Below are 14,482 nucleotides of genomic sequence, written 5' to 3'. Positions count from 1 at the left end.
CCCCTTCTCGGTGCGCGCGGAGATCGGGATCCGGACCAGGGCCCTCCGGTCCGCATCTCCCCACATCACCGAGTGAGGGGATTCCTTCCCCTGCGAGAGCCTCGCGAACGAACCGCCGGTTCGGTTCCCGAAGGCCATCAGCGCAGCGCCGAGATGGACGAGCCCGCCGAGAAGCCACTTCGCCGGTTCCTTGAACGTGCCGGCCGCCGTCCGATCGGCCGCGTGCTTCCCCTTCACGACCGGCGAGAAGTGGAAGTGGAGACCGCTCCCCGCGTGTCCCTTCCGCATGATCGGATCGAAGCTCGCCCGCATGCCGCGCTTGTGCGCGAGATTGCGAAGAACCCAGTGGGTGAGGGCGACCGCCTCCGCCGCTTGCGGGAGAGAAGTGAGCGCAAGCTCGATCTCGTGTTGCTCCCAGATGAAATCGTCCGTGTCCCTCGCCCCGATGTAGCCGACCTCGCTGTGTCCATATTTGATGGGTAAACCGATCTCCGCGAGCGCCTCGAGCGCGCGGCGGCGGAGCTCCTCGCCGAAGACGAAGGGGGAGCTCGCGTGGTAGCCCCGATCGTCGGCGCCGTAGACGTCGCTCTCCTCGGGCCTCTTCCCGAGGAAGTACTCGACCTCGCCGAGGGCGAAGAGATCGATCCCCGTCCTCTCCCGAAGCCTGTCGTACGCGGCGCGGACGATCGTGTCGGGGGATTCGGGGAGAGGCCGTCCGTCCCTGCCGAAGTGGCCGCAGAGAACGGCGAGGGTGGGGAGCGAGGCGAAAGGATCCAGAAAGGCGCTTTCCAGGCGGGGCCGAAGCACGATGTCCGAACGCCCGACCTCGATTCCGGTCCCCCGGAAGAGGCTGGAGCCGTCGGCCCGCTCTCCCCCCTCGAGAATGTCGCGGAGGTGGCCCTCGCTCCGAGGGACGAAGTCGAGCGTCTTCAGCCAACCGTCCCCCCCGACGTGCATCAGGCTCACGAGGCGGAGCCCCTGCTCCTTGAAGAGAGCGATGAGATCGTCCACGGTCCAAAAGGACGGTTCCTTGCCGATGAGGCCGACCAGTCGGGTCGGCGGGAACGCCTTCCCTTCGGCGCTTCGTGCGGAGGGCCGCGGAGACGCGGCCTTTCCGGAGTTCATCTTCGTGCTCATGAGGCTCCTCTTCTCCCGCCGAGGGGATGGAGATCGAACCGAGATGCCGGGAGTCCGAGAGGCGAGTCTATCAGAAAGGGAGAGAACTCGCCCGGAAGGCGAAGCGGTCCGGCCGGACGTGCCGCCGAAATCGATCACCCCGTCGTATGTGGTCAAGTTGTCGACGGTCTGAACCAGCGGGATCACGGTCACGAGCGGCGAGCGGTTCGGACGGTTCAAGGTGATCGTCGCCTGTAGGTTCATCGTCACCGAAAGGGAATCCCGGTCGCCCCGGCCGATCGAACGGCGCAACATCTTGCCATTGAAGAAATTAGCGGTCGGGTCCCTCCTCGGGGCGTCCTCTTCCGGATCGCCGGGCCGGGCCGGGCCGCGCCGGCCGCCGGGCGCGTGCAGGCCGCCGATCGTATTGCGGAGGAGGCTGATCCGAGCGATACTGTGTGTGGACGCGCCGAACGGCCGTCCGTCGATCCTCGATCGAGAAATGGGGGCGAATGGATTCGACGGGGGCGTAGTAAGCGAAGGCCGCGTGCCGAGGAGTTCTCGCCGACCTCGTCAAAACGGTGAGAGAACACAACTGCCAACGATAACTTGGCACTGGCTGCCTAACAACAGGTAGTCCGTCCGCTCTCTCCGCGCCCGTGCGGGGGGAAACGGGCGTCGACAAACGCGGGCTGGCCTCGATCCTTGGCCCGGGGGGAGAGGCGAGACCTTAGGGCTCGGTCCTTCTCGTATCCTGCCGATCGGAGACGGGAAAGGACGACACCTAAATGATCAGGCCACGCACGTAGACTCCTTCGCGGAACCGCTTTCGGACGCGGGTTCGATTCCCGCCGCCTCCACCAACATGAAGAACCGGCAATCTTGCATCGTCAGCGGGGTTGCCGGTTTCGTGTTCGGCAACGACCGCCTTCAATGGCACGCATGTGACGCACTCCGGATCGGGAAGGATGTTCTCCTCCTGGACAAAAGGCTCCACCGCACCGGCTGGCCCGGAGAGGCTCGCCAACGACGAGGCGAGAAGGGACAGGCGGAGGATGGCAAAGCTTGCCAAGCTTGCTCGGGGTGGATGGAAAGGAGTCGGCTGCTTCGGGCCATCGGGTGCCTCCGACGCATCGAGCGCGGGTAGTACGAAATAGTGACGGCACGTCCCGAGGCCCGGCGCCCCCCGCCCCCGTCAACGAGCTCCAAACCGACTTTCCTGGTGGACATGCGATCGAGCACCGTAGTACGCTGGCCCTCGCGTCATGATCGTTTCACGCTTCTTTCGATCAGTGGCCGCCGCACGACCCCGCTCGGGACGACCGACATCGCTGGTTGTCGTCGTCCTCGCCATCCTTGCTTGTCAGGTGATCCTCTTCTGGCCTTCTCTCTCCGGGCGGAAATTGCTCCTCTCCCTCGACATGCTCGCTCAGCAGAGCGTGTACCTGCCGCGCACGCCGGAGACGGAGAAGATCGTCCCCCACGAGCGAACGCTCGCCGACCCGGTCTTGGCGTTCGAGCCCGCCCGCCGGTTCGCCTCGCGAGAGATCCGAGCCGGCCGGATCCCTCTTTGGGACCCGTACATGTTCGCCGGCGTCCCTTTCACTCGATGGTCCCAATACTCGGTTTACGATCTCGTCTACTATCTCTTCGACTCTCCGCGAAGCCTCGCCTGGATTCAGCTGCTCAAGGCCCTTGTAGCCGGGACCGGCGCGCTCCTCTTCTTCAGGAGGATACTAGGGGCGGCGTCATGGGCAAGCGGCGTGGGCGCGGTTTGTTATTCACTCTCACCTTACATGTTGCTTTGGCACTGGTGCGCAATCGCCTACGCGGCGTCCTTTCTCGGCTGGCTCTTCTACTTCGTGGGGTCAGCGCTCCGTCACGGCAAGAACTGGGCTTTTCCGGCTACGGCCCTGCTCGCCTGTACGGTCTCTGTAACGGGCCAGACCGACGTCAGCGCGTTGGTCCTGCTGGCGGGGACGTTCTACGCGATCGGGCTCTTCGTGCTGGGAGGTCGCCCTAACAGAAGCGGATGGTCCCGGCTCATCAAGCTCGCTCTAGCGTTCATTCTGGGACTCGCTCTCGCGGCGCCCTACGTTCTGCCGCTTGGAGAAAGCGTGCGCGACGGGTCGCGGTCCGTCTCCCGGCTGAGAGGAGAGCTGGAAGAGCGCCCGCCCGCCGGGATATCGGCCCTGCCGCAGGTTGTTCTTCCAAACGTCTACGGAACCTCCCTCAGAAACAGCGTCCGCATCGTCGGATGGCATGTCGAGAGCGCTGCCGGGAGCTACATAGGTCTCCTCACGGCGCTCCTCCTCGCTCCCCTCGCCTGGTGCAACCGATCTCATCGCTCGACCAACGTCCTCTTCTCGATCCTAGCCGTCATCGGCATCGGTTGGACTTTGAACCTACCGGTCCTCGTCCCGCTCGGGCGGCTCCCCTATCTGAACCTCCCTTCGTACAACCGCTTCGTCTTCCTCACCGCCTTCGCGCTCCTTTCCCTGGCCGTCATCGGCCTAAGTCACATTCTCCAGGCAAGGCCCTTTCGATGGAGGAACTGGTTCTGGGTCCCCGCGGCGGTCACCGTTCTTCTTGTCGCCTATTGCCTCTTCCGCGCCGCGCGCCTCCCCGGGTATCTCTATACGGAGCTGCCGAATCAGGTGGCGACCGGGACCGCTCCGCTCGGTATTTCGAACATGGAGAATGTGGCGGCCGTTCGAGAGAGCTTTCGGCGGTACTTCCTTACCGGCGCCACTCTCTCGGCAATCGCTCTCGTCGGATGGATCGCCCTTCGACTGCGGGGAGCAAGGACGAGGCCGCTCCCGATCGTCCTCGGCGTCCTCACGGTCGGTGAGCTTCTCCTCTTCGCGTGGAATCGGGCGCCGCAATGCGATCCCGAGCTTTACTATCCGGAGCTACCCATCTTCCGAGAGCTCTCCGAGAGAGAGGAGGGGCGCGTCGTAGGCTATGCCTGCTTCCCGGCCAACCTGAATGAGCTTTATGATCTAAGGAATGTCTGCGGTTACGACGGAATAGACCCGCGCCGTAATATCGACGTCCTGAATATCGGCAAGAACAAGAGGACGCGCGGACCCTCCCACGCCCGGGTCGGATGGTACGTTCCGACGTTTCGCCTGCAGCCGGCCGAGGCCGGGGACCTGGACACGAAAGGTCCCACCTCGATTCGCTTGCACCCGGTTCTCGACATGCTGAACCTCCGCTATGTCGTCTTTCGCGGCGCCCCTCCGACCGGGGTCGTTCCCCTAACACAGCAAGACGACTACTGGCTCTTGGAGAACCCCCTCGCTCTGCCGAGGGCGTACGTGCCGGAAAGGGTAGAAACCGTGTCGGACGAAGCCAACTGCCTCCAGCTCATGGCGAGAGATGACTTCGATCCTCGCCGCGTTGCCTATGCCGAGATTCCGATCAACCTGCCGGACAGCTGTCTTGGATCCGCAGTGATTGTTGATGAGATTCCGCGCGAGATACGCATCGCATGCCAAATGGTGACTCCGGGCCTCCTCGTGCTCTCGGACACGTGGCACTCCGGATGGAAGGCCGAGCTCGACGGGAAGACGGTCCCGGTCCTCCGAGTCAACCACATGCTGAGAGGTGTGGTACTCCCCTCCGGCTCCAGTGAGGTTCGCTTCCGCTACGATCCGGAGAGCTATCTGTGGGGGCTCCGCATCATGGGCGCCGCTCTTCTCGGTCTCATGGCTTGGTGCTACTCGCTCGTTCGAGCCGATCGCCGGAACCGCGTTCCCGCATAGAGGCGAATCGGCCCCTCCCTCGCCCCGCCGGCCGAATCCATTTCTCCTGCCGCGCGCTCGCTCCGATCATGACCAGGATCAAGGGCCGGATCTTGTCCGCGGATTCCAGGCTCCCAGGCATTGTGAGTTGATAATTGTCGCGGAGTCAGTTCTCACGCTGAATCTGCCCGCGGGGAGCCGGCTCGGTACGTCCGAGACGTCCGCATCCGGCCCAGATGGGGTCTACCTGAGCGACAGCGAGCGATGCGCCTCTTCAAACCTTCCTGCCGATCGCGAACAATGAGCTGCCCCATGGAAAGCGGGCTCCCCGTGCGATGAGTTCGTTCTCGGCGCGGAGGATCCCGAACAAGAGTCGATTGAGTCGCCTCCCCGGCATGGTGTGGAGATCCGACCGAGCCGCCCACAGGTCGCCTCCGCGACGGGCTCTCCAGATGCCGGGCAGCCTGCTCAGCACGACGGCCGGGAAGAGGAAGAAGAGGCGGTGGGTCAGGAGCTCCGCCGACAGCCCCAGGGCATCGAGCAGGGAAGCGACCTCGCGGCTCGTGAAGCGTTGGCTGGTGTGCACCGCAACGTCGTGTTCGCTATACAGCCAGGGGTGAGCAGGGAGGTTGAGCACGAAGAGACCGCCCCGTCGAAGGCTGGCGACCAGACGTCTCAGCCCGTTCAGAGAACGCTCCGCACCCGGGATGTAGATCACATCCAGACTAACCAGCAGATCCAGATCGTCGACGTGGATCACCGGGTCACAGATGTCGCTTTGATAGACGTCGACCCCCTCGATCTTCTTCCTGGCCATCACGAGCGCTTCTTCGTCGCTGTCGAATCCACCCAGGTAGGAAGGCCGGAGGAGACCGTTCAGGAACTTCAGGTTCTCCCCCGTGCCGCAGCCGGCATCGAGGACCTTGGGGTGCGGCGGCACGGCGAGACGGGTGGTTCCCAGCGACCTAGCCACAGCGTCCCGCAGCCCGAGGTACCACCAGTGGTCTGCCTCGACCCGCGCCATGACCTCGTGTTCACCGGGACGCATCTGGCTCCGCCTGGAGCGCCGGGATCTCAGCGCACCCGGCGCAGTGTCTCGATGACGCGATCGACCGCACCGGCCTCGAGACCCGGATACATGGGCAGGGACAAGACGGCCTTCGCGGACCGTTCCGTGACAGGTAGCTCGCCCTCTTCGTAGCCCAGGAAGCGATAGGCGTCCATTAGGTGGACCGGGACCGGGTAGTGGACCCCATGACCGATACCCTCTCCCCGCAGGGCATCGACGAAGCGCTGGCGGTCCGACACCTGGACGACAAAGAGATGGTACGCATGCGCCTCGACGGAGGGCGCGATCGGAAGCGAGTCGATGCACCCCTCGAGTCCAACCAGGTAGCGCCGCGCGATCGTGCGACGCGCCTCCACACACGCAGGCAGGTGTCGCAGCTTCACACGAAGGATCGCCGCCTGCAACTCATCCAGCCGACTGTTTATCCCCTCGCAGTAGGAGTAACGGTCTTCCTTGAAGCCATACATGCGCTGCATGCGCACCTGTTCCACGAGGCACGGGTCGTTACTCACGACCATGCCCCCATCCCCGAAGGCTCCGAGGTTCTTGGTGGGGTAGAAGGAGAAGCAGCCAAGGTCACCGAAGGTCCCGACGTGCCGCCCCTGACACCTGGCGCCGTGTGCTTGCGCGCAGTCCTCGATGATGCGCAGGCCGTGCCGTGAAGCAAGTCTCAGAATCGGCTCCATCGCGACCGCCCGGCCGTAGAGGTGGATAGGGAGCAGGCAGCGGGTGCGCGGGCAAATGGCCTGCTCGAGCTGCTCTTCGTCGATCAGCAGACCGTCGGGCCGCACGTCAACGAACCTCGGGGTGGCGCCCACGGCGCGAATCGCGGCCACCGTCGGTACGCCGGCATTGGCTACGGTGATGACTTCGTCGCCGGGTCCGACGCCGAGCGCCCGCAGGGCCAGAATCAAGGCGTCGGTGCCGGACCCCACTCCCACAGCCCCCCCCACCCCCACGTAGCTGGCGAACTCCTCTTCGAAAGCGCGGACCTCCGGCCCTAGGATCAGCTGCCCGGAAGCCAACACGCGCCTGATCGCCTCGTCGATCTCGTCCTTGAACCCGAGAGAGGAGAGTCGGACGTCGAAGAAGGGGATCATCCTTCCGCCTCGCCAGCGATGCCGAACTCACGGAAGTAACCGATCGTGTTCTCGAGACCCGCTTCGAGTCCGATCCTCGGCGTCCACCCGGCCGCCTCGTGGAACTTCCGAAAGTCGCCGAAATAGTCGCCGATGTCGATCGCCGCGGCTTCGGCGGGAAACGGGACCAACTCGTACTCGAAATCCGCAAACTTCCGCAGCGTGGCTAGGAACTCGAGGAGACTCGCAGGTTCGGGGTGCCCGAGGTTGAACACCTGGCCCTGCGTCGCATCGCGCTCCCCCGCGAGCAGCAGAGCATCGACGACATCGTCGACGTGGTTGAAGTCCCGACGTTGCCGGCCGGTTCCGTACACCTGGATCTTCTCGCCTCGCAGGGCCTTTCGAAGAAAGACCCCTGCGAAGCCTTTGTTGTGATTGCAGAGATCCATACGCGGTCCGTAAGTATTGGTCAGACGCAGACTCACCGTCTCGATTCCGTAGACCGAGTGATAGAGACTGTTGTACATCTCCGCAGCGAGCTTGTTGATTCCGTTGACGTCCACGGGAGCCAGCGGATGCCGCTCGTCGACAGGCAGGTATCGGGGCCGCCCATAGATTTGCCGCGTGCTCGCAAAGACGATTCTCACCGCGGGATTACTGCGTCGGCAACACTCGAGCAGCGACAATTGGCTCCGGCAGTTGATATCGAGGTCCGTCATCGGGTCACTCATGCTCTCGTGATGACTGACCTGCCCGGCCAGGCTAAAGACCAGCTCCTGCCCCCGCACCAGGTAGCTCAGGCTGTACTGATCCCTAACGTCGGAAAAGTTGACGCGCACCCGGGTCTTGATTGGCTCGATGTTTCGAAGCGTAGCGCCATAGGCGGGAATCATCGAGTCGACGAGAAGCACCCGCGCCCCATGCTCGGTCAGCCGCACGGCGAGATTGCTTCCGATGAAGCCGAGGCCTCCGGTGATGAGAACCCGTTTCCCGCGGTAGAACTCGCTCACGGCTTCCTCTTCTTTCCTAGGACGTAACGTACGGTGAACTGCGGGCTCTTCGAGTGATCGAGGAACAGTCTCCCCAGATACTCGCCGATCACCCCGAGGATCACCAGCTGAACTCCGGCAAAAAAGACGATGAAGAGCAGCACCGTCGGGATTCCGATGGCCACATCCGGATTGAGATAGAGCTTGTCGAGGATGACCCCTACGATCAGGAGGGCGCTCGAGAGCGAGATCAATAGACCCGCCACTGCGGCGAGACGCAGGGGAGCGATGGAGAAACTCAGGAAGATGTTCAGCCAGAGCAGAAAGAGCTTGGAGAGCGTGTAGTTCGCGCGGGGCCCGCTCGCAGAGACGTGGTTCACTTCGACCTGGCCAAGGTTCCGCGTCGCGCGCAGAATCAGTCCGTCGATGTGCGGGAAGGGACCTGTTTATCTCGTGATCTCGTCGACCATGAAGCGATTCATCACCTTGAAGCTGGAAAGATAGAGATCGCGCGGCTTCTTGAGAACCACATTGGCGACCCGATCGTTGATCCAGCTCCCCAGGTTGCGAAAGCCGCTGTGGCGCTTCACCCGGTACCGGCCGAAGACTACGTCGTAGTCTCCGGCCCGAATCACGTCGTACATGGGGAGGACTTCGCGAGGGGGGTTCTGGCCATCGTCGTCGAGGGTGGCGACGTAGCGGCCGCTTGCGTGGTTCATGCCGGCGAGAACCGCGTTGTGCTCGCCGAAGTTGCGTGCCAAATGCACGAGGCGAACCTTCTCGGGATGCTGTTCCACCAGGGCTCTGCAGACCTGCTCACTGTTGTCGGTCGATCCATCGTTGACCAGGATCACCTCGAAATCGAGGTGCGAGAAATGCTCGTGGATCTGATCGACGACGGCGCCGATCGACCCGCTGCCGTTGTAGACCGGGATGACGAAGGAGAGGTCGACCGCGGCCGTCACGATCTCTTGCCGCTCAGCTGATGGATCCATATCTCCCCTCCGCGACCGCGGCGACGACGGCGAAGGACACGGTGCAAGTTTGCCTGACCAGCGACCCCGGGGTCGGGCTGCTTCAAGCCTCGGGTGATGAGATCACAATAGGTGGGCCGGGAGGCGGGATCAAGGCAAATCTTGGGTCGAAACTCGCATAGCAGCCATGCCTTACGGGTTCCAGCACGGGTAGCGTCAATGCATGAGCGCACACTCCTTGAGGGCAGTTCCCTCACACGGTGCCTGCTGAGAACGTGGATGAGGTCCCTTACTCGCGTGTCCGGCTCGGCTGGCTTTTCAGGGGCTGGCCCGTCCTCCTCCGCCTCGTTCCCGAAGCGCGACCGAAGCGCGAACGCGACGGCGCGGAAGGACGCGCACCGACCCCAGCTTCTCGCCCTCGCGCTCCCTCATTGGCCCGCCCCACCGAGGAGGGCCTCGACCGCGGCGCGAATGTGCGCGGGCAGGTTCTTCCAGTTGCGGAGGCCCGCGACGACCGCTGCGGGGAGGTCAGCTTCGCCCGGAATCCGTGGCACGCATGTGGCACACTTTTCGTGTTCATTTGGGTCTGAATCGTGTATCGAGCCGTCGTGGTTCTGTCGCACGGGCTCTCGCCGTGGTCCGCACAACCGTCTGTTTCTGTGCGAAGTTGTGCGGCTTCTGCATCGGTCTCGTCGTGGTTCTGTGGAGCGCGCTCATTCGCCGGTCCGAGGCTTCGATTCCCGCCGCCTCCACCATTCACCTCCCTCTCGCATCCCGTCAGTTCGAGCGGGACTCCCGGTGGGGCTCCAGCAATCGCAAGAACGCCGGGTCCACCGGATGTCCCAGTCGAACCGCCTGGTCGCAATGGACGATCGCCTGCCGATGCTCCCCCTTGGCGACGTACGCCAGGGCAAGGTTGAAATGCGCCCAGGAAAAGTCCGGCTGGATCTCGAGAGCCTTGTTGTAATGAGAAATGGCCTCGTCGATCTTCCCCGCGCTCTGATAGGCCAAACCGAGGTTGTAGTGCGTCCCTACCTGGTTCGGATGGACGGCGAGTGACCTCTGGTAGGCGGCGGTGGCTCGCGCCGGATCGTTTGCGCTGAGATAGGTGTTCCCGAGCTCGTTGAGCGCATCCACGAAGCTCGGGTCGATCGCGGCCGCGCGCTCGAACAGAGACGCCGCCTCGATCCATCGGCCCCGATCCCTCTCGACGAACCCGAGGTTGTAGTAGGCGACGGCTTGATTGGGCTTGATGCCGAGGGCCCGCCGGAGCGATCTCTCCGCTTCGTCCAGCATCCCTTTCCCCCGGTAGGCCGATCCGAGGACAACGTGCGTCTCCGCGTGATCCGGTTCGAGGGCCAACGCTTTCCTGCACTGTTCGATCGCTTCGTCGTGCATTTCTTTCATCGCGTAGGCTTCCGCCAGATTGCGATGGGCGACAGCGAACGCGGGTCTCGCGGCCAGGGCCGTTTCGAAGGAGTCCATCGCGCGGTCCACATCCCCCTGTCTCAGAGCGTGCAAACCGACATTGACATGAGCCTCCGGAAAACTCGGGCGGATCTCCAAAGCCCGCCGGAAGTGCCGCATCGCTTCCTCGTGTTCTCCCCGCCGAACGAGAGCCCTCCCGAGGTTGTTGTGCGCGAGCCATGCTTCGGGGTTCGCTGCGATTGTGTGGCGCCAGAGGGACTCCTCATCGCGATAGATCCGGCATTCGCGAAAGGTGAGGAGCGAGCAACCGACGACCACCGCGGCGCCCAGAACCCAGCCCAGCCTCGCGCGCGGCGCTCGCCCGGCGCTCCTTCTCACGATCTCCGCTCCCGAGAGGGCAAGCACGATCAGGATGCCGAGACCGGCGAGATACTGAAAGTGGTTTTGGACGAAGGAGTAGCGAAGGAAGTAGAAGTTCACAAGCCCGGACGCCGGGAGCAGCGTCACGAAATAGTGTCCGAGACCGAACCGGGCGAGGGGCGGGATTCTTTTCCTCAGTCTCCAGAGAAGCGCGAGAAGCCCCGCGAGGAGAACCGCCGGCCCATACGCCTCGATACGCGCGGGATCGATCTCCCACTGAGGGTAGAGGAAGCTCATGCGGATCGGAAGGACGATCTTGGATGCGTAGAACAGGAACACTCGGGGAACCGCGAGCATCCGCTCCGCCAGAGGGTGGCTCCACTCCGCCCGGAGAGCCCCGTGCCGATAGGTTTCGAGAACCGCGGTCACCACGCCCATCCCCGCCCCGAGAAATAGAAACAGAGCCACGCGGACGAGGGACCGGACGCGAATCGACCCGGCGCGCAGGGCTTCCACGAGAAGCAGGGTCAACGAGAGGGTCAGCGTCGCGGTCTTGCTGAGAAGCGCTCCGAAGTACGCGAGCAAGCCGAGCGCATAAGGCTTCGCCTTTCTCGCATCCAGGTACTTCAAGTAGAAAAGAAAAGAAGAGAAATAGAAGAAACCGGACAAGAGGTTCTTTCTTTCGGTCGCCCAGGCCACCGACTCGGCTTGAATCGGGTGCACGGCGAACCACATCGCGGTGAAGAACGAGAGAGGCCGCCGCATTCCGAGCCTCTGGAGAAGAGAGAAGACGAGAACCGAGTTCAGCGCGTGGAGAAGGATGTTGGTGATGTGATACCCCATGGGGTTCATTCCCCAGAGCTTGTGCTCCAGGTAGAAGGAAGTGAACGTGAGGGGATAGTACTGGTAGAGACGGAAGGAACCCCAAATTTGGGACAGCCCATCCGGCCTCGTGAGGGTCGGGTTCTCGTAGATGTTCCCCTCGTCGTCCCAGATGAAGCCGTTGAAGACGCAAGGAAAATAGACGGCGCACACGACGAGGACGATGAGGATCGCCTCGCGCCGGCTCCCCGGCCTCGGTTTCGATGCGCGCCCTTTCCGGGAGCCGTCCGCCTTCTTTTCTCTTCTCATACGGACTTGCCCTAAGATACGTGTCTTTGCCCCGGAATCCCGCGGCACGGACGGGGGACGTCTCGAAGTCCGTCACCGACTCGCGGTTCGACTCGAAGTCCCGCGCGTGCTCCTCCGATCCGCCCGCATCGACGCCAGGCCGGGCGGTTGCGCGTCCACGCCCCGGGTCTCGCCCGCGGACCCGCCGAAGAGGGTGCGCGCGGCAGAGCCGCCGTCCGCCGAGAGAACCGCGTGGATCCTCTCCGCGACGAGACGGCTCCCCTTCTTGCTCGGGTGCGCCGAATCGAGGAAGAGCTCGGTCTCGTTCAGTCGGGAGAAGCGCCTCACCCAAAGGATGTTGTCCAGATCCCGAAAGGGGGTCCGGCGGAGCTTCTCGCGAACGAACCGTTCGTAGACCCCCTCTTGCCCATCGAGGGTCTTCGGCTCGTCCCCCTCCCCCCGCAGCACGGAAGAGAAATCGAGGAACTCGATCCCCTCACGCTCGAGCGCGCGGCGGAAGATCTCGTTGTACCTCTCGAACATCGGCATGCGCTCCTTCGTCGGAAAGACGAGACCGATCAGCCGAATTCCCTCGGCGCGGCAGCGAGAGCCCATCGCAGAGAGAGGATACTCGATCAGAGCCTTCGAGAGAGCCGCGTGCTCGAGTGGAGAGAGCGCGAAGGGTCGGACGGCGGACCAGACGTGGTCGGCCGTCGCGAGCGTCTCGAGAAAACGGGAAGCCACCTGCTTCTCGACCGCGGAGAGCCCGTTGTCCGGACGCTCGAGCAACGCATTCAGGTAGCGGGTGTAGACCGCGCGCACCGTTCCGTGAGGGTCTTCCGTCGGAAGAAGGTCGTTGAAGCAGAGCCCCAGAAGCACGATGTCCGGGCGGAAGGGAAGAACCACGCTTTCGAAGAAGAGATACTCCTGGACGGTCGAGAAGCCGCCGACCCCCGCGTTCACCACCTCGGCCTCGGTCCCGCTCTCCGCAAGAAGTCTCTCCAGCACGCCGAGGAACGTGTCCTCCTCCTCGAGACCGGTCCCCCACATGACCGAATCGCCCACGCCGAAGATGCGGAGCTTCCCCCCTCCCTCGAGCGGAGTCGGGCGCGCGCCGCGAAAGCCGTGCTCGTTCGTGACGATCCTCACGGTTCCGAAGCTCAGCGAGCGGAAGTCGCGCTTGTTCGCGTAGCCGGCGATCGAGTCCGGCCGCCACATGTCGATCTGGTTCGGATATCGAAGATCGCGGTCGCGAATTCCCATTCCCCACGCGGCGAGCCGAAGAACCGCCCAGACCGCGGCGAGACCGGCGAGGAGGGCCAGGAAGGAGAGCGCCGAGTTTCGTGCAAGCTCCCTGCGGATCACCGGACGAGCCTCCGCATGACGGGCCCCGCCCCGAACCGTCGGCGCCCGCCTGCTCGACTACTGCTCCATTGTAGTCTCCGGCTCCTCTCCTGCCCAAGGTCTTCTCACCGCGCGGGCCGAACCTCCGAAGCGGGAGGAGGCGAACGCGGAGGTTGGAGGGAGAAGATTGTCGTGCTACGCTCGCCGCGCGACGGGAGCGCGCAATCACGATGGACCGGCAGCCCGGAATCCGCGATCGAACCGGCGCGGACCGCCTCGCGGGCGGCCGGGCGGGCTTTCTCCTTCTCTGCTCGGCGCCCCTCCTCGCGAGCGCCGCGCTGGCCCTCTTCTTCTACCGGGAGTTCCTCCCTCTCTCCTTCCTGGGGCACGACACGTATCCGCTCGTCCTCGCCTCGCGCGTGCGGGACTTCTCCGATTTCGGAGGGACCTTCACGGAGGAGATGCTGGACGGGCGCTTCACCGGAGGCCACTTCTACCGCCCCGTGCTCAACCTCTCCGTCGCTCTCGACCATGCACTTCACGGCCTCACGGCGCGCGGTTATCATCTGACCGACCTCCTGCTCGCCGCCGTGTGCGCGTTTCTCCTCGCGCGTCTCGCGAGCGGGCCCTGCGCGCGGCGACTTTCCCTCGCCGGCGTCTTCGCGGGCCTCTTCTTCCTCTCCCATCCGGTTCACCTGAACATCCTGCCGGTGCTCGCGCGCCGCGCCGACACGCTCGTGCTTCTCTTCGTTCTTCTCGTCCTTCTCTCCTCGGAGCTCGGCGGGCGAAAGGGGATTTGGCTCCCGGCGATCTTCAGTCTTCTCGCGGCCGGGTCGAAGGAGAGCGGAGCGATCGCCCCCTTCTTGCTCCTCGCGGCGCGGCTTCTCTCGCCCGGAGAGAGCAACCTCGCACGGATTCGGAAGGCCGCGGGCGCCGCGCTTCCGTCGTTCGGCGCGCTTCTCCTCTTCCTCTTGGCAAGACACGCGGTTCTCGGAGGGGCGGGGGGGCGCGGTCCCCTCGCGCTCGGGGATTTCCTCGCCCACGCCGCGAGCATCCTCCCCGCCTTCCAACGGATGACCTACTATCCGTACCCGCTGTTCGAACGCGTGCTCCCGACGCCTGTCGCGCGCGTTTCGCTTCTTCTCCTCTTCGTCGTGTTCTCGCTCTTTCTCTTCCGCCGACCCCGCGCGCGGGCCGCCGCGATTCTCGCTTGGGTCTGGCTCCTTCTCGGATGGGGGGTTCACGGCTTCTCGCAGGCCCTCTTCCC

10 protein-coding genes and 1 other RNA gene are annotated in these 14,482 nt (G+C 64.1%); 3 read left to right on the top strand and 8 right to left on the bottom strand.

Annotated elements, in window-relative coordinates:
* On the bottom strand, positions 1-1,137 hold a 1,137-nt coding region (locus FJY73_11680), incomplete at its 3' end, for a glutamine synthetase (GenBank protein MBM3321324.1).
* A 483-nt stretch (positions 1,138-1,620) separates the two neighbouring features.
* Between FJY73_11680 and ssrA the strand changes: the two genes are divergently transcribed.
* Both ssrA and FJY73_11670 read left to right on the top strand, forming a co-directional pair.
* Positions 1,621-1,979, top strand: a transfer-messenger RNA (tmRNA) gene (gene ssrA / locus FJY73_11675).
* Between the two features lie 402 nt (positions 1,980-2,381).
* Positions 2,382-4,883: a hypothetical protein gene (locus tag FJY73_11670; GenBank protein ID MBM3321323.1), complete on the top strand. Its 2,502-nt coding sequence runs from the start codon at positions 2,382-2,384 to the stop codon at positions 4,881-4,883.
* A 253-nt stretch (positions 4,884-5,136) separates the two neighbouring features.
* Here FJY73_11670 and FJY73_11665 read toward each other — a convergent pair whose 3' ends face one another.
* The 7 genes from FJY73_11665 to FJY73_11635 form a co-directional block, all read right to left on the bottom strand.
* Positions 5,137-5,910, bottom strand: a complete 774-nt coding sequence (locus FJY73_11665; protein MBM3321322.1) for a class I SAM-dependent methyltransferase — start codon at positions 5,908-5,910, stop codon at positions 5,137-5,139.
* A gap of 26 nt (positions 5,911-5,936) precedes the next feature.
* Complete coding sequence (locus tag FJY73_11660) at positions 5,937-7,031, bottom strand: DegT/DnrJ/EryC1/StrS family aminotransferase (GenBank protein MBM3321321.1); 1,095 nt, start codon at positions 7,029-7,031, stop codon at positions 5,937-5,939.
* Positions 7,028-8,020: an NAD-dependent epimerase/dehydratase family protein gene (locus tag FJY73_11655; GenBank protein ID MBM3321320.1), complete on the bottom strand. Its 993-nt coding sequence runs from the start codon at positions 8,018-8,020 to the stop codon at positions 7,028-7,030. Before FJY73_11655 ends, FJY73_11660 begins: the two co-directional genes overlap by 4 nt.
* Entirely contained in the window at positions 8,017-8,379 is a 363-nt protein-coding gene (locus FJY73_11650) for a hypothetical protein (protein MBM3321319.1), read from the bottom strand. Before FJY73_11650 ends, FJY73_11655 begins: the two co-directional genes overlap by 4 nt.
* Before the next feature lie 66 nt (positions 8,380-8,445).
* On the bottom strand, positions 8,446-8,994 hold the full coding sequence (locus tag FJY73_11645) for a glycosyltransferase family 2 protein (protein MBM3321318.1): 549 nt from the start codon (positions 8,992-8,994) through the stop codon (positions 8,446-8,448).
* Between the two features lie 756 nt (positions 8,995-9,750).
* Positions 9,751-11,892 (bottom strand): tetratricopeptide repeat protein, encoded by a 2,142-nt coding sequence (locus FJY73_11640; GenBank protein ID MBM3321317.1) that lies wholly within the window; start codon positions 11,890-11,892, stop codon positions 9,751-9,753.
* A gap of 72 nt (positions 11,893-11,964) precedes the next feature.
* A complete protein-coding gene (locus FJY73_11635) occupies positions 11,965-13,236 on the bottom strand; it encodes a hypothetical protein (protein ID MBM3321316.1) in 1,272 nt (423 codons plus the stop codon).
* Positions 13,237-13,445: 209 nt separating this feature from the next.
* Between FJY73_11635 and FJY73_11630 the strand changes: the two genes are divergently transcribed.
* Positions 13,446-14,482, top strand: a 1,037-nt coding sequence (locus FJY73_11630; protein MBM3321315.1) for a hypothetical protein, incomplete at its 3' end; no start/stop codon positions are given.

This window comes from Candidatus Eisenbacteria bacterium (assembly GCA_016867715.1).
Taxonomy (GTDB): domain Bacteria; phylum Orphanbacterota; class Orphanbacteria; order Orphanbacterales; family Orphanbacteraceae; genus VGIW01.
Note: the sequence above shows the minus strand (reverse complement) of the source record. Positions and strands in the feature narration are given on the sequence as shown.